Here is a 20,166-nt window from a genome sequence, read left to right on the forward strand (position 1 = left end):
GCCCAACGGAGAGTGAACCGAGGTGACCGACGCGGTCAGGCTCTGCGACGACCGGCGGGACGTTCGCGGAGTCCGATCAGGGTGAACAGGAACGCGGCCACGGCGGTCGCGCAGAGCAGGATCAGACCGATCGTGTACGTCTGGTCCTGCTCGTTGTACGTCGCGCCCATGACCAGCGGCGGGAAGAACCCGCCGAGCCCGCCCGCGGCGCCGACCAGCCCGGTGACCGACCCGGTCTTGTCGGCAGGCGCGCGTTGCGCGACCCAGGCGAACACCGAGCCCGACCCGAGCCCGAGGAACGCGGCCATCAGCACGAACGAGATGCCCGCCGGCCACTCCGGCTCCGGTCGCAGCGCCAGCACGATCGCCATGACAGCGGCGCCCGCGAGGGACACGAGGGTGACCGCACGGGGCCCGACCTTGTCCGACAACGTCCCGCCGATGGGCCGCGCGATCACGGCCGCGATCGCGAACCCCGCCGTACGCTCACCCGCTTCCGTGAGGTCGTACCCGTAGGTCACGACGTCGCCGAGGTACGTCGGCAGGTACGTCGAGAACGCGACGAAGCCGCCGAACGTGACCGCGTACAAGATCGCCATCTGCCACGTCACCGGCTCCTTCAGCGCCGACATCAGCTTCGGTGCCGCCGGCTCGGTCGACGGGGTCCAGCGCGGGGAGTCCCGCATGAACGCCCAGCAGATCCCCGCGGTGATCAGCAGAGCGACGGCGATGATCACGTGCGTCGTCATGTAGCCGAAGTTCTCGACGAAGCGCGGCGTGAAGAACGACGACAGAGCCGTTCCGCCCATGCCGGCGCCGAACAGCCCCGTCGCGAAGCCCTGCCGCGGCTTCTCGAACCAGGCCTTCACCGTCGGGATGCCGACCGCGAACGTCGTGCCGCCGATGCCGAGGAAGAAGCCGAACAGGATCAGCAACGGGTACGAGTTGGCCTCGCCGGCGACCGCGACCAGCACCACGAACGGAGCCGTCAGGACCAGCAGCACCGTGAACAGGAACCGGCCGCCGTACCGGTCGGTCAGCGTGCCCGCCGCGATCCGCCCGAGCGAGCCGACGATCACCGGTACCGCGACCAGGAACGACTTCTGGTTGGCGCTCAGGTCCATGTCGACGGCGTACCGCCCGGCCAGCGGGCCGATCATGTTCCACGCCCAGAAGCTGATCGCGAACGCCCACGTGGCGAGGATCAGGTTGCGCGTCTGGTCGGCCTTGACGAGTGCGGGCCCCTCGGTCGCGGTGGTCACGTGGTCTCCCCTGGTTCGGTGGACATCAGCGGTCCCGGTCCCGCGTGCCGACGGGGTCCCAGCCGGGTCGCGGTGCGCGGGCGGTCGGGATGTCGTCGCGGCTGCGGTAGACGATGTACGGACGGAACAGGTAGTGCAGGGGCGCCGTGAAGGCGTGCACGAGCCGCGTGAACGGCCAGATCGCGAACAGCGCCAGGCCGACCAGCACGTGCACATGGAACGAGGTGGACGCAGCCGCCATCGCGTCGACGTCGGGCTGGAGGACGAACAGGCTGCGGAACCACGGCGAGACCGTGTGCCGGTAGTCGGTGACGTCCGGGTCGAACACGCTCACGACGGTGGTCGCGAGCCCGGCGACGATCGCGGCCAGCAGCACGACGTACATGAGCTTGTCGTTCTTCGTCGTGGCCATGAACACCGGGCCGGTCTTGCGGCGCCGGTAGATCAGCAGCGCGACACCGACCAGCGTGGCGAAGCCGGCGACGGCCCCGAGCGAGAGCGCCATCACGTGGTACATGTGCTCGCTGACGCCGACCGCGTCCGTCCACGACTCAGGGATCAGCAGCCCGACGACGTGCCCGACCACGACGACGAGGATCCCGAAGTGGAACAACGGCGACGCGACCCGCAGCAGCTTCGACTCGTACAGCTGCGAGGAGCGCGTCGTCCACCCGAACTGGTCGTACCTGTAGCGCCACAGCAGACCGCCGAAGAACACCACCAGGACCAGGTAGGGGATGACGCCCCAGAGGACGGTTCTCATGCGTCGCCTCCCGATGAGAGCGGGAGGAGACGCGGGTCGTACGCATCGAGCCCGACGGTCTCCGTCGGCGGCCCTGCCATCGCCATCGCCGCCGCCTTGTCGCGCGGCCCCGGTCCGTCGTACGCCGCGCAGACCCCGCGGAGCACGTGCACCCACGGCGTCGGCGTGCGCGCGTCGATGGCCTCGAGCGCGAGCCGCAGCAGCTCGACGCTCGGCCGGTAGCGGTTCAGGAGCGCGGTGCCCCGGCCCGGGTCGTGGGCGGCGAGCTCAAGGACCATCGGAAGGTAGTCCGGGAGCTCGCCGCGCGTGTCCACGACCAGGCCCGAGTCGCGATAGGTCTGCTTGAACTCGGCCAGGACCTCGCCGCGCCTCCGCGTGTCGCCGTCGGTGAAGTACGACAGGTAGAGCGGGTGCTTGCGGTCCAGGTCGAACACCTCGACGTAGCGCCGGGCGAGTGCATCGACCGGCGTGCTCTCGGCCGCGTCGACGAAGGCGAGGAGGTCGGTGCGCGGACTCGGGACGGGCTCGTTCCTCGACGTCCGCGACCGGCGCGACGGCTCGGCCTCCTCCAGAGCCGCGCGGACCAGCGGGAAGCGTTCGTACACCTCCGGTGTCGGGTACGCGAGGAGGATGGCCGCGGCGCGATGGACCACACGTACGTCGTTCCTGCCGGCCGTCTTCTTCATGACCGCTCACCCCTGTCGGGGAACAACCCCTCGGGGGCTCCGAGACCGTCCCAGTTGAGCAGGTTCACCTGTCCGCTCTGCTGCGGGTCGGGCGCGGCGATCGTGTCGGACTCCTGCCGCTGCTTGAGCGCGTGGAAGGTCTCGACCGCCACCGGAACGGGCCGTCCGCTCGCCTCGCCGACCGGCCCGGACTCGTACATGCCGGGGCCCTCGTCGAAGTCCAGCGAGCACCCCATCTCCTCGAGGTCGTGCGCCTGCTCGGTGTGCGCGGTCGGGATCACGTACCGCTCGTCGTACTTCGCGATCGCCATCAGCCGGTACATCGCGTACATCGACTCCTCGGACATCCCGACCGACTCCGGGATGGAGGCGTCCGGCTCCTTGCCGAGGTTGATCCCGCGCATGTACGACCGCATCGCGGCGAGCTTGCGCAAGACGTCCGTGACGATCGCCGTGTCGCCGGCGGTGAAGAGCTCGGCGAGGTACTCGACGGGGATCCGCAGCGCCTCGATCGCGCCGAACAGCGTCCCTGCGTCCTCCGCGTCGTGCCCCTGGTCCGCGAGCAGGTCGACGATCGGCGAGAGCGGCGGGACGTACCAGACCATCGGCATCGTCCGGTACTCCGGATGGAGCGGCAGCGCGACCCGGTACTTCTTCGCCAGCGCGTAGACCGGCGAGCGTCGGGCCCCGTCGATCCAGTCCTCCGGGATGCCCTCGCTGCGCGCCGCCGCGATCACCGCGGGATCGTACGGGTCGAGCATCAGGTCGAGCTGCGCCTCGTACAGGTCCTGGTCGTCCTCGACCGACGCCGCCTCCGTCACGCGGTCGGCGTCGTACAGGAAGACGCCGATGTAGCGCAGCCGTCCGACGCAGGTCTCGGCGCACACGGTCGGGATGCCGACCTCGACGCGCGGGTAGCAGAACGTGCACTTCTCGGCCTTGCCCGACTTGTGGTTGAAGTAGATCTTCTTGTACGGACAGCCGGTGATGCACTGCCGCCAGCCGCGGCAGCGGTCCTGGTCGACGAGGACGATGCCGTCCTCCTGCCGCTTGTAGATCGCGCCGCTCGGGCACGACGCCACGCACGACGGGTTGAGGCAGTGCTCGCAGATGCGCGGCAGGTAGAACATGAACGTCCGCTCCAGGTCGAACCGGATCTTGTCCTCCGACTCGCGGCGCACCTTCTCGACGATCGGGTCCTGGAGCGCCGCGACCGGCCCGCCGCCCAGGTTGTCGTCCCAGTTCGCCGACCACGTGATCGCCATGTCCTCGCCGGTGATCAGCGACTTCGGCCGCGCCACGGGGAAGTCGTCGCCGAGCGGGGCGCGGGTGAGGTTCTCGTAGTCGTACGTCCACGGCTCGTAGTAGTCCGAGAGCTCCGGCTGGACGGGGCTCGCGAAGATGCTGAACAGCCTGCGCGTACGACCGCCCGTCCGCAGCGACAGACGGCCCCGCTTGTTGCGCACCCAGCCGCCACGCCAGCGCTCCTGGTCCTCGTAGCGCCGCGGGTAGCCCTGACCGGGGCGGGTCTCGACGTTGTTGAACCACACGTACTCGACGCCGGCGCGGTTGGTCCACGCCTGCTTGCAGGTGACCGAGCAGGTGTGGCAGCCGATGCACTTGTCGAGGTTCATCACCATCGCGACCTGCGCCATGACCTTCATGTAGTCGCCACCTCCTCAGTACCTCACCGGAGCAGTCCGCTTGCGCACCGTGCAGACGATGTCGCGCTGGTTGCCCGTCGGCCCGAGGTAGTTGAACGTGTAGGACAGCTGCGCGTACCCCCCGATCAGGTGGGTCGGCTTCACCAGCAGGCGCGTGACGGAGTTGTGGATGCCTCCGCGCCGTCCGGTCTTCTGCGACTTCGGGACGTCGATCGTGCGCTCCTGGGCGTGGTGCACGAAGACGACGCCCTTGGGCATCCGGTGGCTGACGATCGCGCGTCCGACGTAGACGCCGTTGGCGTTGTCGCACTCCACCCAGTCGTTGTCGACGACGTCGATCCGCTCGGCGTCCTCGACGCTCATCCACACGGTCGGCCCGCCGCGCGACAGCGACAGCATCAGCAGGTTGTCCTGGTACTCGGAGTGGATCGACCACTTGCTGTGCGGCGTCAGGTAGCGGACCGCGACCTGGAGGGCACCGTCGTCGCTCGCCAGGGGTCTCGATCCTCCGCTGGCGCTCCGGCCTCGACCATCGGCGGGGACCTCCACGTCGCCGAACAGGCGGTGCATGTCGAGCGGTGGCCGGTACGTCGGGAGCTGCTCGCCGTAGTCGCGCATCCACGCGTGGTCGAGATAGAAGTGCATCCGGCCCGTCAGCGTGTGGAACGGCTTGAGTCGCTCGATGTTCACGGTGAACGGCGCATACCGGCGGCCGCCGGTCTCGGAGCCCGACCACTCCGGCGAGGTGATCACCGGCTGCGGCGAGTCCTGCGTCATCGAGAAGGTGATCTGCTTCTCCTCCGCGCCCTCGGCGAGGTCGACGAGGTGCCGACCCGTACGCCGCTCGAGGTCGCGGAACCCCTGGACGGCGAGGCGTCCGTTGGTCGTCCCGGAGAAGGTCAGGATCGCCTCGGCCATGCGCGCGTCGGTGTCGATCGCCGGACGCCCGGCTCCCGCGCCGGACGACATCACGCCGTGCTTCGCCGCGATCGAGGCGACGGCCTCCTCGAGGTCGTACGTGATGTTCTTGACCGTGAAGCCGAGCTGCTCCGCCTTCGGACCGACCGTCACGAGCTTGTCCGCGATCGCGGTGTAGTCGCGCTCCACGACGGCGACCGCCGGCATCGTCTTGCCGGCGACCGGGTCGGTCTGCCCCTCGCGCCAGTCGAGGCTGCGGCCACCCGGCTGCGCGATCTCACCCGGCGTGTCGTGCTGGAGCGGGACCGTCACCAGGTCCTTGCGGGTGCCGAGGTGGGTCGCCGCGAGCTCCGACAGCTTCCGCGCGAGCGCGGTGAACGTGTCGAAGTCGCTGCGCGCCTCCCACGGTGGGTCGATCGCCGGCGTGAACGCGTGGACGTACGGGTGCATGTCGGTCGACGACAGGTCGTACTTCTCGTACCAGGTCGCGGCCGGGAAGACGATGTCGGACAGCAGCGTCGTCGACGTCATGCGGAAGTCGGCCGAGACGAGCAGGTCCAGCTTCCCCTGCGGCTGCTCCTCCCGCCGGCGGATCGTCCGCGGGCCCTCCGCTGCGTCCGTCGCCTCCAGGTTCGACTGCGTGCCGAGCAGGTTCTGGAGGAAGTACTCGTTGCCCTTGGCCGACGACCCGAACAGGTTCGAGCGCCACAGCACCAGCGTGCGCGGCCAGTTCTCCGGGGCGTCGACGTCGTCGATCGCCGCGTTGAGACTGCCGTCCTGGAGACGGTCCGCGATCCACGTGCCGGCATCGGCGGCACTGCCGTCGGCGGTGGCAGCGGTCGCCTCGTCCGCGAGGTCGAGGGGGTTGCGGTCGAACTGCGGATAGAACGGCATCCAGCCCATCCGTGCGGACTTCGCGATCACGTCCGCCGTGTGCAGGCCTTCGAGGTGTCCCTCGGCCAGCGGTGACGTCAGCACCTCCTGGCGCGACCCGTCGGAGCGCCACTGCCCGGTGTGCATGTACCAGTACGAGGTGCCGGTCATCGTCCGCGGCGGACGTGACCAGTCCAGGCCGTTCGCGAGCGAGATCCACCCGGTGATCGGGCGGCACTTCTCCTGCCCGACGTAGTGCGCCCAGCCGCCACCGTTGCGCCCCATCGCGCCGGTCAGCATCAGGAGGGTGAGGATCGCCCGGTAGGTGACGTCGCCGTGGAACCACTGGCAGATGCCCGCACCCATGATGATCATCGAGCGCCCGCCCGACTCCTCCGAGTTGCGGGCGATCTCACGGGCGATGCGGATGCACTGCGCCGCCGGGACCGAGGTGATCTCCTCCTGCCACGCCGGCGTGTACGGCGAGGTCGCGTCGTCGTACCCGGTCGGCCACTCGCCCGGCAGACCGTCGCGGCCGACGCCGTACTGCGCGAGGAGCAGGTCGAGCACGGTCGTGACGGCGCGGCCGGCGACCTGGCGTACGGGGATGCCGCGCCGGATCACGCTGCCCGAGCCGTCGGGCGCGTCGAAGGACGGCATCAGCACCTCGGCCGGCTGCGCGTCGGGCCCGATCACCGACAGTGCCGGGTCGACGTCGCCGAGGTCGAGGTTCCAGCTGCCCTCGCCGGACTCGCCGTAGCGGAAACCCATCGACCCGTTCGGGACCACCGGCTCCCCCGTACGGGAGTCGATGAGGACGGTCTTCCACTCGGCGTTCTCGGATGCCGCTGGTCGAGGCGACGAAGTCGATCGAGACCCACCCAGGTCCGCCTCCGTCAGGAACGTCTCCGGGACGTACGCCCCGTCCTCGGCCTGCTTCAGGGTGACCAGCATCGGCAGGTCGGTGTACTGCTTGACGTAGTCGGTGAAGAACGGCACCTGCCGCTGCAGGTAGAACTCCGTCAGCATCACGTGGCCCATCGCCATCGCGAGTGCCGCGTCCGTCCCCGCCTGGGCGGGCATCCACTCGTCGGCGAACTTCGTGTTGTCGGCGTAGTCCGGTGACACGGCCACGACCTTGGTCCCGCGGTAGCGCGCCTCTGCCATCCAGTGCGCGTCCGGTGTGCGTGTGACCGGGACGTTCGAGCCCCACATCAGGAGGTACGACGCGTCCCACCAGTCGCCCGACTCCGGGACGTCGGTCTGGTCACCGAAGACCTGCGGGCTCGCGACGGGAAGGTCGGCGTACCAGTCGTAGAAGGACGTCATCACGCCGCCGATGAGCTGGATGAACCGCGTACCGATGCAGTGCGACACCATCGACATCGCCGGGATCGGGGAGAAGCCTGCGCAGCGGTCCGGGCCGTACGTCTTGATCGTGTTGACGTGGGCTGCCGCCGCGATCTCGATCGCCTCGTCCCACGAGATCCGTACGAGGCCGCCCTTGCCGCGCGCGCTCTGGTAGCGGCGCCGCTTCTCCGGGTCCGCCGCGATCTCGGCGAACGCGAGGACGGGGTCGCCGAGGCGCTGCTTCGCCTCCCGGTACATCTCGATCAGCACCCCGCGGCCGTACGGGTAGCGGACGCGGGTCGGCGAGTACGTGTACCAGGAGAAGGCCGCACCACGCGGACATCCGCGAGGCTCGTACTCGGGCCGGTCGGGGCCGGTGCTCGGGTAGTCGGTCTGCTGCGCCTCCCACGTGATGATGCCGTCCTTGACGTACACCTTCCACGAGCACGAGCCGGTGCAGTTCACACCGTGCGTGGAGCGGACGACCTTGTCGTGGCTCCAGCGGTCGCGGTAGAAGACGTCACCGCGGCGCCCACCCTCCCGGTAGACCGCGCGCCGATCGGCGGACTCGTCCCACCGGGTGAAGAAGTCACCGAGCGCGAGGAGGGCCTCCGAGGCCGGGCCGTCCGTGCCGGACGACGCTCCTCGGCGTCGTGATCGGGCTCGTCCTTCGCGGGTCGTGTCCGTCATCGGGGCCTCCTCGCGATCACGCTAGGGCTCCGACCCGGGGGCCGCATCCGGAAGCCGACCGGGCACTTTCGGGCTACGCTCGCCGGACCGAGATCCTCACGGGAGACGGAGGTTCGCGATGCGTGACATCGCCGCGCTGACCCAGGAGTACGTGGACGCTTCGAGCTCCGCGCCGCACGGTCGCAGCGCCGAGCTGGTGCTCCAGGACGGGCCGCTGCGCCAGAGCGTCCTCGGTCTCGCCGAGGGCGCGGTGCTCTCGGAACACGACTCGCCGCCGGCCGGGAGCGTGCTGGTCCTGAGGGGTGCGATCGAGATCATCGGCGAGTCCCAGACGATCGCCCTCGAGACGGGGATGCTGTCTGAGCTGCCGCGGGAACGTCACTCCGTACGGGCGACGGTCGACTCCGCGTTCCTGCTGACCGCCGTGACAGACATCTGACCCACCCCCGCTGGTCGAGGCGCGAAGCGATCGAGACCCAGGTCTCGATCCTCCGCTGACGCTCCGGCCTCGACCACCGAAAACCACGCACGCCCACCCCCCGCTGGTCGAGGCGCGAAGCGATCGAGACCTATCCCGCGTGGTGACGTCCGCGGGGGACGACCATCGGCGTGCCGCTGACCGGATCCGGGACGACCTCGCACGGCAGCCCAAACACCTCCTGCACGACCTCGGGTGTGATGACGCCGTGCGGCTTGCCCTCGGCGACGATGCGCCCGGCCTTCATCGCGATCAGGTGGTCGGCGTAGCGGCTGGCGAGGTTGAGGTCGTGCAGCACGATGACGATCGTCTTGCCGCGCTCGCGGTTGAGGTCGGTGAGGAGGTCGAGCAGCTCGACCTGGTGCGCGATGTCGAGGAACGTCGTGGGCTCGTCGAGCAGCAGCAGGTCGGTGTCCTGCGCGAGCGCCATCGCGACCCAGATGCGCTGCCGCTGCCCGCCGGAGAGGTCCTGGATGCGACGGTCGATGAGCGCCACGGTGTCGGTGGCCTCGAGCGCCGCAGCGACCGCGGCCTCGTCGTCGGCGGTCCACCGGCGGAACCACCCCTGGTGCGGGTAGCGTCCGCGCCCGACGAGGTCGCCGACGGTGATGCCGTCGGGCGCGACCGGTGACTGCGGCAGCAGCCCGAGCACCTTCGCGAGCTCGATGCTGCGCATGTCGGTGACCGAGACGCCGTCGAGCATCACGGCTCCCACCTGCGGCTTCAAGAGGCGCGCGAGCCCGCGCAGCAGGGTCGACTTGCCACAGGCGTTCGCGCCTACGATGACGGTGATCGCGCCGTCGGGCACGGCCACGGTCAGCTCGGAGACGACGGTGCGCTCGTCGTACCCGAGGGAGAGCCCGTCGGCTCGCAGGTCGTGCTTCATCCGCCTCGTCCTCCACGGTTGACGCTCACGAGGAGCCACAGCAGGTACGGCGCGCCGACCGCGCCGGTCACGACTCCCGTCGGCAGCGCCGTCGGGAGGAGGTGCGCGGCGACCAGCTCTGAGGACAGCACGAGGGCTGCTCCGACCAGTGCCGACGCCGCCAGCGCGCCCGGAGCGGGGCCCAGGAGGCGGTGGGCGACCGGTCCTGCGACCAGCGCCACGAACATGATCGGTCCCGCCGCCGCGGTGGCGAACGCGACCAGCACGATCGCGAGGGTCATCAGGGCCCAGCGAGCGGTCTCGACGCGGATCCCGAGCGCCGACGCGGAGTCGTCGCCCAGCTCGAGCCCGCGCAGCGGGCGGGCGAGGAGCCCCGTGAGCGGCACCGAGAGGAGGAGCACGACGAACAGGGCGCGCAGGGTGCCCGCGTCGGCCATCCCGACCGAGCCGATGATCCACGTCATCGCCTCGCGCGCGGCGTGGATGTCGGCGCGCGCCACGAGGTAGCCGGTCAGCGACAGCATGAACTGCGAGATGCCGATGCCGATGAGGATGAACCGGTAGCCGGTGACGCCGCCGCGCCACGCCAGCGCGTAGACGAGGAGCCCCGAGACCAGCGCGCCGACCAGCGCCGCGATCGAGGTGGCGAAGCCGGAGAGCGAGACGACGATGATCGCGCCGGCCGCGAAGAGGCTCGCCCCGGACGAGACGCCGACGAAGTCGGGAGAGGCGAGCGGGTTCGCGAGGAGGGTCTGGAAGACGACCCCGGCCAGGCCGAGGGCCAGCCCGACCCCGAGGGCCGCGAGAGCGACGGGGAGTCGGATGCCCTGCACGACGAAGTCCACGGCCGGGTCGTGGCCGATGTGCAGCACGGACACGACCACGTCCATCAACGGCAGCCGGTAGCTGCCGACCATCAGCATCGTGACGAACAGTGCGACCACGACGACGGACAGACCGACGAGGACCACAGTCGTACGGCGCTGCAGCCGGTGGCGGTGCGCGGCGAGGGCGGCCGGCACGTCAGCCGACGACGGCACGGGTGGCCCGGGGCGGGTCGCGGTGGCGCTCACAGCTCGGTCAGGTTCCGGTAGCGGACGAGCAGGACGAAGAACGGGGCACCGAGCACGCCGAGCACGACGCCCACCTGGAGCTCACCGTCCGGCACGGCGAGGCGCCCGAGGATGTCGGCGACGAGCAGCACGATCGGGGACAGCACGAGGCTGAAGGCGAGGATCGCGCGATAGTCGGGCCCGCAGATCATGCGCGCGACGTGGGGCACCACGAGGCCGACGAAGACGATCGGTCCGCAGGCCGCGGTCGCGGCGCCGCAGAGCACGGCGACGGTGACGAAGAGGACGGCTCGGGTGACGCCGACGCGCTGCCCGAGCGCGACCGCGACGTCCTCGCCGAGCGCCAGCCCGTTGAGGGCGCGGCCTGCCCCGACGGCGACCACGAGGCCGATCACGATGAACGGCAGCGTCTGCCAGAAGACCGGCATGTAGCGTCCGGCGAGAGCACCGACCTGCCAGAACCGCAGCTCGTTGAGCGCCTCGGTGCTCGTCATGACGAGGGCCGACGTGAACGCCGTGAGCCCAGCGGTGACTGCTGCTCCGGCGAGCGCCAGCTTGACCGGCGTTGCCCCCTCCCGCCCGAACGACGAGACGCCGTAGACGACCACCGTCGCGAGGCCGGCGCCGACGAAGGCCGCCCAGATCTGGCCGGAGAGCGACCCGATGCCGAGCAGCGACGCCGACGCGACGACCGCGGCTGCCGCTCCCGCGTTGATGCCCATGATCCCGGGGTCGGCGAGCGGGTTGCGCGTGACGCCCTGCAGGATCGCGCCGCTCATCCCCAGCGCCGCGCCGACGGTGAGCCCGAGCAGGGTGCGCGGCACCCGCATCTCGCGGATCACCGCGTGCTCGGTGGACGACGGGTCGAACGCGTCGAACGCGTCCCAGACCGTGCGCAGCGTGATGTCTCGCGACCCCATCGAGATGCTGAAGAAGCAGACGACCAGCAGCAGGCCGACGAGCAGCACCCAGGAGACGCCGAGCCTGAGGAGTCGCCTGGGGCGCGCCGGCACCGCGGGCGCGGGACGCGTCGCGACGTCGGTCATGGTGGTGCTCCTCGGCGGGCGGAGCCAGCAGTGTGGCGGATTGGCTTAGGGGAGCCTACCCTCGTTCTGCCTGACCGCGGCCACCACGGGTACGCAACTCTTCCGTGGGTTTCGTCGTCGGGATCACCACCGACCTCGACACGATGACGTTCGCCGGACACGAGAGCGGCGCACAGCTGTTCGGGGTCTTCCAGGTCTCCGTGCTGCACAACGTGGTCCACCTGCTGTTCGGCGCGGTCGGCCTGGCCGTCGCCCGATCCACGACCGGCTCGATCCGCTACCCCCAGTACGGCGGGGTGGCCTACCTGGTGCTGTGGGTGTACGGGGTGATCGTGGACCACGACCACGGCGCGAACGTCGTCGCCGTCGACGAGGCCGACAGCTGGCTCCACCTCGGACTGGGCATCGGGATGATCCTGCTGGCGGGCGTTGCCCGAGGTCTGCTCACGCCGCGCGGAGCCGCCCGGGCCCCTGGGACCCCGACGAGCTGACATCACCGCATCGGCGTCGGCTGACGGTCAGACGAGGAACTGGAACGCCGGATCGTCCGGCGAGAGCTTCTTCGCGCGCACCGGCGAGTCCGCCAACCGGGTGATCAGTCCGCCGAGCGCGTCCGGGGAACCCAGCTCGATGCCGACGAGCGCAGGCCCCGTCTCCCGGTTGTGACGCTTGACGTACTCGAACAGCGTGATGTCGTCGTCCGGCCCGAGCACCTCGTCGAGGAACCGGCGCAGCGCCCCGGGCTCCTGCGGGAACTCGACCAGCCAGTAGTGCTTCACGCCACGCGACACCAGCGCCCGCTCGATGACCTCCGCGTAGCGGCTCACGTCGTGGTTGCCTCCCGACACGACCGCGACCGCCGACTCCCCCGGTGCCACGACACCAGGCAGCCGGAGCGCCGCAGCGGCGAGCGCTCCCGCAGGCTCGGCGATCACGCCGTCCACCTCGAAGAGCGCCAGCATCTCCTCGCTCACCGTCCCCGGGTCCACGGTCACGAGCTCGACGGGACGGCCCGAGCGGGCGAGGTCCGCGAGCACCGCGTACGAGTGGTCGCCGACCCGACGGACCGCGGCGCCGTCGACGAACGCATCCACCTCGTCGAGCGTCGTCGGTCCACCGCTCGCCACCGCGGCCACCATGCTCGCCGCGCCCGACGGCTCCACGCCCACGACACGCGTCTGGGGGTGGCGCGCGGCGAGCCACGCCGCCATGCCCGCGACCAGACCGCCGCCCCCGACCGGAACCACGATCACGTCCGGGGCGCCTTCAGGCTGCCGGTGCGCGGCGGCGAACTGCTCCACGACCTCACGCGCCACGGTGCCCTGCCCAGCGATCACGTCCGGGTGGTCGAAGGCCGGCACGACGGTGGCGCCGCTGCGCGAGGCGTCCTCGTACGCAGCCGCGCTGGCCGCGTCGTAGGTCTCACCGCCGACGATGAGCTCGACGGAGCTGCCGCCCAGCGACGCGATCCGGTCACGCTTCTGGCGAGGCGTGGTGCGCGGCAGGAAGATCCGCGCGAAGGTGCCGAGGCTGCGCGCGGCGTACGCGACACCCTGCGCGTGGTTGCCTGCGCTGGCCGCGACCAGTCCGCGGTCACGCACCTCGGGATCGAGGCGCGCGATCATGTGGAACGCGCCGCGCAGCTTGTAGGACCGGACCACCTGCAGGTCCTCGCGCTTCAGCCAGACCTGCGCGCCGGACGCCTCGCTGAGCCTCGAGTTGTGCTCGAGCGCGGTACGAAGTGCGACGCCGGAGACAGGTTCGTACGCGGCATCGACGTCGTCAGCGGTCACAGGCACGTCGACCAGCGTAGGCACGCATCCGTACGAGGACGTGAGGCGCCCGACCCGCGAGACCGGTCAGCGATCCAGCTCGAGGCGGTTCCACGCCTGCAGCGACAGCACGCCGAACACGACCGGCACGGCGGCGACCAGGACGAGCTGACCCGGCGAGACGTCCGCCGGGTCCATGGCCCAGAGGGCCGGCGCGGCGAACGGCATCCAGCCGTCGCCACCGGCGACGACCACGACCTGGCAGACGACGACGATGCCGACGACGACCGCGACTCCGACGAGAAGCGAACGGCCGACCGTGACCGCCCACGCGACGGGGAAGACCAGCAGCGAGGACAAGACCACGAGAACGGACAGCCGGGCGAGCGCTTGCGTCGCGTCTCCGTCCGGCATGCCGAGTCCTGAGGCGATGCCGACCGCGAGGAGCGCCATCGCAAGGAGCACGGCGACGCACACCGACCAGGCGACGTGGACGATCAGCTTCGCGGCGACGATCGTGCGCCGTGCCACGGGCAGGGCGAAGAGGCCGCTCATCGTGCCGTCCGCGAACTCCCTTCCGACCGACCAGCTGAGCGCGACCCCGAGGGCGAGCAGTCCCCCTGCCGCCGTGATCTGCGCGGAGATCGCGGTGTACCGCTCCCAGCCGACGAGGTCGGCAAGCGGTCCGAGCTGTGCGAGCACCTGCTCGTTGCCCGCAGCTGCCGCCCACGTCATCGTGCTTGTGAGCAGGACGACGCCGCCCACGAGGATCATGGTTGTCGCGCGGAGCACCGTCGATGCCAGGGCCTTCGTAGTCTCGACCCGCAGAGCCGCGCGGAGCGGTCTCATCGCGACCTGCTCAGGTCGTCGGCGTGGACGGTCGCGAAGAACCTGCGCTCGAGCTCGGTCTCCCGCGGATCGAGAGTGCCGACCACGCGACCGCGGTTCATCACTGTGATGCGGTCGGCGACCCGGGCGACCTCGTCGAGGTGGTGGCTCGACACGAAGATGCCGGCGCCGGCGTCGGCCCGTCGGCGCAGCGACGCCCGAAGCAGCAGCACCCCGGCTGGATCGAGGGCGTTGGTCGGTTCGTCGAGGACGGCCGCGAGCGGGTCGTGGACGAGCGCGACCGCGAGCCCCACCCGCTGGAGGTTGCCCTGCGAGAGCATGCGCGCTCGCTTGTCGGCGACAGGTCCCAGGTCGAGCTCCGCCATGATCTCGTCGACGACTCCCGTGATCTCGGGCTCCGGCACGAGCCGCAGGCGGGCGGCCACCACGAGGTTCGTACGGGTCGTCATCTCGGGATAGGCGAACGGGCCGCCCACCATGTGGCCGACCCGTCGCCACGAGTCTGGCGAACCAGGAGGGCGGCCATCGACGCGCACGACGCCGTCGGTCGGGCGAAGCATCCCGAGGAGCATCCTCATCAGCGTCGTCTTGCCCGCGCCGTTGAGTCCGACGAGAGCGTGGATCTCTCCGGCGCGTACCTCGATGTCGACTCCCGAGACGCCCTCACCGTCGGCGAACCCACGAACCAGTCGTCGCGCCTCGAGACGCGCCTCACCCATCGCGGCCCTCCACGACGTCCAGCGCGCGACCGATCGCGTCGCTGAGGGTGAGGTCGCCGTCCTGGGCCCAGAGGAACAGGGCAGCCATCAGGGCCGCGAGGGTCGCGCTCGCCGCCGCCGCCGCCGACAGGTCGTCGACGCCGTCACGCACCAGCTGATCCGCGATCAGCCGCTCGGTCTGCTGGTTGTTGCGCCACGCCGCGCCACGCAGAACCTCGCTCCCGGCGACGAGCCGGACGCGACGTCGAGTCGTGCCGGTCGCCGGCTCGGGGAGCGAGGACCACGCCTCCCGGAGCCCGCGGGCTGCGCGTCGTATTGGGGCGAGACGGGGGTCCTGCCGACCGACGGATGCCGCGACAAGCGGGTCGTACGGGTCGTCCAGCACGAGCCGGTCCTTGCTCGGGAAGTGGCGGTAGACCGTCATCTCCGTCACCCCCGCCGCTGCCGCGACCTCGGCGACCGTAGTGGCCTCGAATCCGCGCTCCTCGAAGAGGTCGAGCGCGCAGGACGCGATGCGCAATGACGTACGGCGCCGCTTCGGTGTCCCTTTGTCCACGTGTAAATGTTAGCACCTAACATTCTGGCTGACGCCGACCTCCGTCAAGATCGCGTCAAGACCGGTCAAGGCCCCGTCAAGGACCGTGGGAACGCCGATGACGCCGCGTTGACTCGAGCTCATGAGTCTTGACACCGGCCTCCTGATCACCCTGGTGGTCCTTCTGATCGGCTACCTCGTCGCGTCCCTCGTCAACCCGGAGCGCTTCTGATGGCCGCTCCGCCGATCAACGACGCCCTCGCAGGCGTGCTGAGCCTGCTTGCCCTCCTCGCGCTGCTCGCGCTGGCCTACCGGCCGCTGGGCGACTACATCGCCCGGACGCTCGAGAGCCCACGGCACCTCGGTGTCGAGCGCCCGATCTACCGCCTCGCCGGAATCAACCCGGACGCGACGCAGACCACGCGGTCGTACGCGCTCGCCGTCGTCGGGTTCTCCGTCGTGAGCCTCGTCCTCCTCTACCTGCTGCTCGTGCTGCAATCCTTCCTGCCGTACTCGCGGGGCATGGACGGGATGCCGTGGGAGATGGCGCTCAACACGTCCGTCTCGTTCGTGACCAACACGAACTGGCAGTCGTACGCCGGTGAGTCGACGCTGGGCTGGACGGCGCAGGCGGCCGGCCTCGCGGTGCAGAACTTCGTCTCCGCCGCCGTCGGCATCGCCGTCGCGGTCGCACTCATCCGTGCCTTCACCCGCAACCGCTCCGACAAGCTCGGCAACTTCTGGGTGGACCTCGTCCGCGTCACGCTGCGCGTCCTGCTGCCGATCGCGTTCGTCGGAGCCGTGCTGCTCGTCCTGGCCGGTGTCGTCCAGAGCTTCACAGCCGACCAGGTCGTCGACACGATCACCGGCGGGCAGCAGACGATCACCACCGGACCGGCCGCGAGCCAGGAGGCCATCAAGGAGCTCGGGACGAACGGGGGCGGCTTCTTCAACGCCAACTCCGCGCACCCGTTCGAGAACCCGAACGGGTTCGCCAACCTGCTCGAGATCTTCCTCATCCTGCTGATCCCGGTCGCCCTGACCCGCACGCTCGGCACGATGCTCGGCAACCGTCGCCAGGGCTACGCCGTCCTGGGTGCGATGGGTGTCCTCTTCTTCACCTCGCTCGCGATCACCACCTGGGCCGAGGTCGGCGCCCACGGGCAGTCTGCGCAGGTCGCCGGCGCGGCGATGGAGGGCAAGGAGACACGCTTCGGCGAATGGGCGTCGGCGCTCTTCGCCACGGCGACGACCGGCACCTCCACTGGCGCGGTCAACTCCGCCCACGACTCCTTCACGCCGACCGGAGGCGGAGCCGTGCTGGTGAACATGATGCTCGGCGAGGTCTCGCCCGGCGGTGTCGGAGCGGGCGTCTACGGCATCCTCGTGATGGCGATCCTCGCGGTCTTCGTCGCTGGCCTCATGGTCGGACGCACCCCGGAGCTCCTCGGCAAGAAGATCCGGTCGACGGAGATGCGCTACGTCGCTCTCTACACGCTGACCACGCCGGCGCTCGTTCTCGTCGGCGTCGGCATCACCATCGCGCTGCCCGGCACGGCTGACGTGATGGGCAACCCGGGAGGCCACGGGTTCTCCGAGGTCGTCTACGCGTTCACGTCGGCGTCCAACAACAACGGCAGCGCATTCGGCGGAATCACGGTGACGTCGACCTTCTTCCAGCTGATGCTCGCCGCCGCGATGCTGCTCGGTCGGTTCGTCCCGATCCTGTTCGTGCTCGCCCTGGCCGGCTCGCTCGCCCGGCAGGGCAAGGTTCCCGCTACCGCCGGCACCCTCCCCACCAACACACCCCTGTTCGCGGGCCTGCTCGTCGGCGTCGTCCTCGTGATGACCGGCCTGACGTACTTCCCCGCACTCGCTCTCGGTCCGATCGCGGAGGCCCTCGCATGACCCTCTCCCAGCTCGTGAGCCAGGTCCCCACGGCCATGGCCAAGCTCGATCCGCGCCACATGTGGCGCAATCCGGTGATGTTCGTGGTGCTCATCGGGTCCGTCCTCACGACGGTCCTCGCGGTGGCCGACCCGGACGGTTTCACGATCGCCATCGCCGTCTGGCTGTGGCTCACGGTGATCTTCGGCAACCTCGCCGAAGCGGTGGCCGAAGGGCGCGGCAAGGCACAGGCAGCGTCTCTGCGCGCCACCCGCAAGGACACGGTCGCGCGACGGGTCGGAAGAGACGGAACCGAGACAGAGGTTCCCGGCACCGACCTGACGATCGGCGACCTGGTCGTCGTCGAGGCCGGCGAGGTCATCCCTGGCGATGGCGACGTCGTCGAGGGCATCGCCTCGATCGACGAGTCGGCGATCACCGGCGAGTCCGCCCCGGTCATCCGTGAGGCCGGCGGTGACCGGTCTGCGGTGACCGGCGGTACGACCGTGCTGTCGGACCGCGTCGTCGTCAAGATCACCGCCGCTCCGGGCAGCACGTTCATCGACACGATGATCGCGCTGGTCGAAGGAACGTCGCGGCGCAAGACGCCCAACGAGAACGCCCTGACGATCCTGCTCTCGAGCCTCACGATAGTCTTCCTGCTCGCGGTAGCGACGCTGGCACCGATGGCCGAGTACGCCGGCGCTCCGCAGCGGACCCTCGTCCTGGTGGCGCTGCTCGTGTGCCTGATCCCCACCACGATCGGCGCCCTGCTCTCGGCGATCGGCATCGCAGGCATGGACCGGCTCGTCCGGGTCAACGTGCTGGCGATGTCCGGGCGGGCCGTCGAGGCCGCCGGCGACGTCGGCACGCTGCTGCTCGACAAGACCGGCACGATCACCTACGGCAACCGACGCGCGACCGCCTTCGTCCCGCAGGCGGGGCTCGACCCCGATGTCCTGCGCGACACCGCTCGCCTCTCCAGCCTGGCCGACCCCACTCCCGAGGGCCGTTCCATCGTCGAGCTGGCCCTCACGCAGGGCGCAGCGGACTCCACGCTCCCTCGCGGGGCGCAGGTCGTCGAGTTCTCGGCGACAACCCGGATGTCCGGGCTCGACCTCGCCGACGGGTCGCAGGTCCGCAAGGGCGCCGCGTCGGCAGTCCTCGCCTGGCTCGGCGACACCGCGCTCCCCCCGAGCGTCGAGTCGGCCGTCGAGCGGATCAGCGCCGACGGCGGGACGCCGCTGGTCGTCGCGGTACGTCCCTCGCAGAGCGGGGCGCCGACGTCGGGGCAGGTCCTCGGCGTCGTCCACCTCAAGGACGTCGTCAAGCCCGGCATGGTCGAGCGGTTCGCCGAGCTGCGGCGGATGGGCATCCGTACCGTCATGGTGACCGGTGACAATGCGATCACCGCAAAGGCGATCGCCGTCGAGGCGGGCGTGGACGACGTGCTCGCGGAGGCGACTCCCGAGGACAAGATGGCGTTCATCCGTCAGGAGCAGGCAGGCGGTCGCCTGGTCGCGATGACCGGTGACGGTACGAACGACGCCCCGGCCCTGGCCGCCGCGGATGTCGGTGTCGCAATGAGCTCGGGCACGTCGGCCGCCAAGGAGGCCGGCAACATGGTCGACCTCGACTCCGACCCGACGAAGCTCATCGACATCGTCGAGATCGGCAAGCAGCTGCTCATCACCCGCGGCGCACTGACGACGTTCTCGGTCGCGAACGACGTGGCGAAGTACTTCGCGATCATCCCCGCGATGTTCGTCGCGGCGTACCCGAGCCTGGAGGCTCTCGACATCATGCGGCTGCACAGCGCCGAGTCGGCGATCCTCTCCGCGGTGATCTTCAACGCGCTGATCATCGTCGCGCTGATTCCGCTCGCACTCCGGGGCGTGAAGTACCGCGTCACCTCGGCGGCGGGCCTGCTGCGACGCAACCTGCTCGTCTACGGGCTCGGCGGCCTGGCGGCGCCGTTCGTCGGGATCAAGATCATCGACCTCCTCCTCTCGAGCCTCTTCGGCTCCGCGCTCTGAGCCGGACGGAACCAGCCACATGGAAGGGACAACCCGCATGGCCACCACCACCTCACCCGCCCGGGACACCGATGCGACCCCGGGGCGGGGCCCGCTCGGTGCCGGACTGATCCGCCAGACCGCGACCGGCCTTCGGCTGCTGCTCGTTCTGACCGTCATCCTCGGCGTCGCGTACCCGGCGGCCGTCTGGGCCGTCGCCCAGGTCGTCGCGAACGGCCGTGCGAACGGTCAGATCGTCGAGGTCGACGGCTCACCGGTCGGCTCCGCGATCATCGGTCAGGCCTTCGACGACCCCGCGCTGTTCCACTCGCGCCCGTCGGCGACGGAGTACGACGGCCTGGCGAGCGCGGCGAGCAACCTCGGTCCGTCCAACCCGGACCTCCTCGCCTCGATCGAGGAGCGTCGCAACGCCGTCGCCGCGGAGGAGGGCGTCGCACCGGCCGACGTCCCCGCCGACGCGATCACGGCCTCGGGCTCGGGTCTGGACCCGCACATCTCTCCCGCGTACGCCGACATCCAGGCCGCGCGCGTCGCCGAGGCGAACGGGTTGAGCGACGCGACCGTGCACCGCCTCATCACCGAGTACACGGCCGGGCGGGCCTTGGGCGTGCTCGGCGAGGAGGGCGTCAACGTCCTGCTCCTGAACATCGCGATCCGCGACGCTGTGACGGACTGACAG

Annotated in this window: 18 protein-coding genes; 6 read left to right on the forward strand and 12 right to left on the reverse strand. The window is 70.3% G+C overall.

Annotated features, from left to right (window positions below):
- Positions 1-35: 35 nt before the first annotated feature.
- The 5 genes from AB3M34_RS21010 to AB3M34_RS21030 are packed head-to-tail and all read right to left on the reverse strand — an operon-like array spanning position 36 to position 8,206.
- Positions 36-1,262 carry an MFS transporter gene (locus tag AB3M34_RS21010; protein WP_370616807.1) on the reverse strand — a complete coding sequence of 409 codons (1,227 nt, stop codon included), beginning with the start codon at positions 1,260-1,262 and terminating at the stop codon, positions 36-38.
- Between the two features lie 25 nt (positions 1,263-1,287).
- Positions 1,288-2,025 (reverse strand): respiratory nitrate reductase subunit gamma, encoded by a 738-nt coding sequence (narI, locus tag AB3M34_RS21015; protein ID WP_370616808.1) that lies wholly within the window; start codon positions 2,023-2,025, stop codon positions 1,288-1,290.
- Complete coding sequence (narJ, locus tag AB3M34_RS21020; RefSeq protein ID WP_370616809.1) at positions 2,022-2,711, reverse strand: nitrate reductase molybdenum cofactor assembly chaperone; 690 nt, start codon at positions 2,709-2,711, stop codon at positions 2,022-2,024. The genes narI and narJ overlap by 4 nt, the downstream gene beginning before the upstream one ends.
- The gene (gene narH, locus AB3M34_RS21025; RefSeq protein ID WP_370616810.1) at positions 2,708-4,375 is read right to left on the reverse strand and encodes a nitrate reductase subunit beta; all 1,668 of its coding nucleotides are present in this window, start codon (positions 4,373-4,375) and stop codon (positions 2,708-2,710) included. The genes narJ and narH overlap by 4 nt, the downstream gene beginning before the upstream one ends.
- A 15-nt stretch (positions 4,376-4,390) precedes the next feature.
- The gene (locus AB3M34_RS21030) at positions 4,391-8,206 is read right to left on the reverse strand and encodes a nitrate reductase subunit alpha (RefSeq protein ID WP_370616811.1); all 3,816 of its coding nucleotides are present in this window, start codon (positions 8,204-8,206) and stop codon (positions 4,391-4,393) included.
- A gap of 118 nt (positions 8,207-8,324) precedes the next feature.
- Between AB3M34_RS21030 and AB3M34_RS21035 the strand changes: the two genes are divergently transcribed.
- Positions 8,325-8,645: a hypothetical protein gene (locus AB3M34_RS21035; protein WP_370616812.1), complete on the forward strand. Its 321-nt coding sequence runs from the start codon at positions 8,325-8,327 to the stop codon at positions 8,643-8,645.
- Positions 8,646-8,775: 130 nt separating this feature from the next.
- Here AB3M34_RS21035 and AB3M34_RS21040 read toward each other — a convergent pair whose 3' ends face one another.
- Genes AB3M34_RS21040 through AB3M34_RS21050 form a run of 3 tightly spaced genes read right to left on the reverse strand, consistent with a single transcriptional unit; the run spans position 8,776 to position 11,689 of the window.
- Complete coding sequence (locus tag AB3M34_RS21040) at positions 8,776-9,570, reverse strand: ABC transporter ATP-binding protein (RefSeq protein WP_370616813.1); 795 nt, start codon at positions 9,568-9,570, stop codon at positions 8,776-8,778.
- Positions 9,567-10,643, reverse strand: coding sequence for a FecCD family ABC transporter permease (locus AB3M34_RS21045; protein ID WP_370616814.1), 1,077 nt, complete (start codon positions 10,641-10,643; stop codon positions 9,567-9,569). The genes AB3M34_RS21040 and AB3M34_RS21045 overlap by 4 nt, the downstream gene beginning before the upstream one ends.
- A complete protein-coding gene (locus tag AB3M34_RS21050) occupies positions 10,640-11,689 on the reverse strand; it encodes a FecCD family ABC transporter permease (protein WP_370616815.1) in 1,050 nt (349 codons plus the stop codon). The genes AB3M34_RS21045 and AB3M34_RS21050 overlap by 4 nt, the downstream gene beginning before the upstream one ends.
- Before the next feature lie 104 nt (positions 11,690-11,793).
- On the opposite strand from AB3M34_RS21050, the gene AB3M34_RS21055 reads away from it, so the two are divergent.
- Positions 11,794-12,180 (forward strand): DUF4383 domain-containing protein, encoded by a 387-nt coding sequence (locus tag AB3M34_RS21055; protein WP_370616816.1) that lies wholly within the window; start codon positions 11,794-11,796, stop codon positions 12,178-12,180.
- 27 nt (positions 12,181-12,207) lie between these two features.
- Here the strand turns inward: AB3M34_RS21055 and ilvA are convergent, their stop codons facing one another.
- From ilvA to AB3M34_RS21075, 4 genes are read right to left on the reverse strand one after another with little or no spacing between them, the layout of a single operon-like run.
- Positions 12,208-13,488: a threonine ammonia-lyase IlvA gene (gene ilvA, locus AB3M34_RS21060; RefSeq protein ID WP_370616817.1), complete on the reverse strand. Its 1,281-nt coding sequence runs from the start codon at positions 13,486-13,488 to the stop codon at positions 12,208-12,210.
- A gap of 60 nt (positions 13,489-13,548) precedes the next feature.
- Positions 13,549-14,310: an ABC transporter permease gene (locus AB3M34_RS21065; RefSeq protein WP_370616818.1), complete on the reverse strand. Its 762-nt coding sequence runs from the start codon at positions 14,308-14,310 to the stop codon at positions 13,549-13,551.
- A complete protein-coding gene (locus AB3M34_RS21070) occupies positions 14,307-15,029 on the reverse strand; it encodes an ABC transporter ATP-binding protein (protein WP_370616819.1) in 723 nt (240 codons plus the stop codon). Before AB3M34_RS21070 ends, AB3M34_RS21065 begins: the two co-directional genes overlap by 4 nt.
- Positions 15,022-15,585: a TetR/AcrR family transcriptional regulator gene (locus tag AB3M34_RS21075; protein ID WP_370616820.1), complete on the reverse strand. Its 564-nt coding sequence runs from the start codon at positions 15,583-15,585 to the stop codon at positions 15,022-15,024. Before AB3M34_RS21075 ends, AB3M34_RS21070 begins: the two co-directional genes overlap by 8 nt.
- A 121-nt stretch (positions 15,586-15,706) precedes the next feature.
- Here AB3M34_RS21075 and kdpF point away from each other — a divergent pair, with 121 nt between their 5' ends.
- Genes kdpF through kdpC form a run of 4 tightly spaced genes read left to right on the forward strand, consistent with a single transcriptional unit; the run spans position 15,707 to position 20,163 of the window.
- Positions 15,707-15,796 (forward strand): K(+)-transporting ATPase subunit F, encoded by a 90-nt coding sequence (gene kdpF / locus AB3M34_RS21080; RefSeq protein WP_370616821.1) that lies wholly within the window; start codon positions 15,707-15,709, stop codon positions 15,794-15,796.
- Positions 15,796-17,472, forward strand: coding sequence for a potassium-transporting ATPase subunit KdpA (gene kdpA, locus AB3M34_RS21085; protein WP_370616822.1), 1,677 nt, complete (start codon positions 15,796-15,798; stop codon positions 17,470-17,472). The genes kdpF and kdpA overlap by 1 nt, the downstream gene beginning before the upstream one ends.
- Positions 17,469-19,487, forward strand: coding sequence for a potassium-transporting ATPase subunit KdpB (gene kdpB / locus AB3M34_RS21090; protein ID WP_370616823.1), 2,019 nt, complete (start codon positions 17,469-17,471; stop codon positions 19,485-19,487). Before kdpA ends, kdpB begins: the two co-directional genes overlap by 4 nt.
- Positions 19,488-19,524: 37 nt before the next feature.
- The gene (kdpC, locus tag AB3M34_RS21095; protein ID WP_370616824.1) at positions 19,525-20,163 is read left to right on the forward strand and encodes a potassium-transporting ATPase subunit KdpC; all 639 of its coding nucleotides are present in this window, start codon (positions 19,525-19,527) and stop codon (positions 20,161-20,163) included.
- Positions 20,164-20,166: the final 3 nt, after the last annotated feature.

It is taken from the genome of Mumia sp. Pv4-285 (assembly GCF_041320275.1).
Lineage (GTDB): Bacteria > Actinomycetota > Actinomycetes > Propionibacteriales > Nocardioidaceae > Mumia > Mumia qirimensis.

Coding starts and splice junctions, on each gene's coding strand:
- narI (WP_370616808.1), bottom strand. CDS start 2,025: ATGAGAACCGTCCTCTGGGGCGTCATCCCCTACCTGGTCCTGGTGGTG.
- narJ (WP_370616809.1), bottom strand. CDS start 2,711: ATGAAGAAGACGGCCGGCAGGAACGACGTACGTGTGGTCCATCGCGCC.
- narH (WP_370616810.1), bottom strand. CDS start 4,375: ATGAAGGTCATGGCGCAGGTCGCGATGGTGATGAACCTCGACAAGTGC.
- AB3M34_RS21030 (WP_370616811.1), bottom strand. CDS start 8,206: ATGACGGACACGACCCGCGAAGGACGAGCCCGATCACGACGCCGAGGA.
- AB3M34_RS21035 (WP_370616812.1), top strand. CDS start 8,325: ATGCGTGACATCGCCGCGCTGACCCAGGAGTACGTGGACGCTTCGAGC.
- AB3M34_RS21040 (WP_370616813.1), bottom strand. CDS start 9,570: ATGAAGCACGACCTGCGAGCCGACGGGCTCTCCCTCGGGTACGACGAG.
- AB3M34_RS21050 (WP_370616815.1), bottom strand. CDS start 11,689: ATGACCGACGTCGCGACGCGTCCCGCGCCCGCGGTGCCGGCGCGCCCC.
- AB3M34_RS21065 (WP_370616818.1), bottom strand. CDS start 14,310: ATGAGACCGCTCCGCGCGGCTCTGCGGGTCGAGACTACGAAGGCCCTG.
- AB3M34_RS21070 (WP_370616819.1), bottom strand. CDS start 15,029: ATGGGTGAGGCGCGTCTCGAGGCGCGACGACTGGTTCGTGGGTTCGCC.
- kdpF (WP_370616821.1), top strand. CDS start 15,707: ATGAGTCTTGACACCGGCCTCCTGATCACCCTGGTGGTCCTTCTGATC.
- kdpA (WP_370616822.1), top strand. CDS start 15,796: ATGGCCGCTCCGCCGATCAACGACGCCCTCGCAGGCGTGCTGAGCCTG.
- kdpB (WP_370616823.1), top strand. CDS start 17,469: ATGACCCTCTCCCAGCTCGTGAGCCAGGTCCCCACGGCCATGGCCAAG.
- kdpC (WP_370616824.1), top strand. CDS start 19,525: ATGGCCACCACCACCTCACCCGCCCGGGACACCGATGCGACCCCGGGG.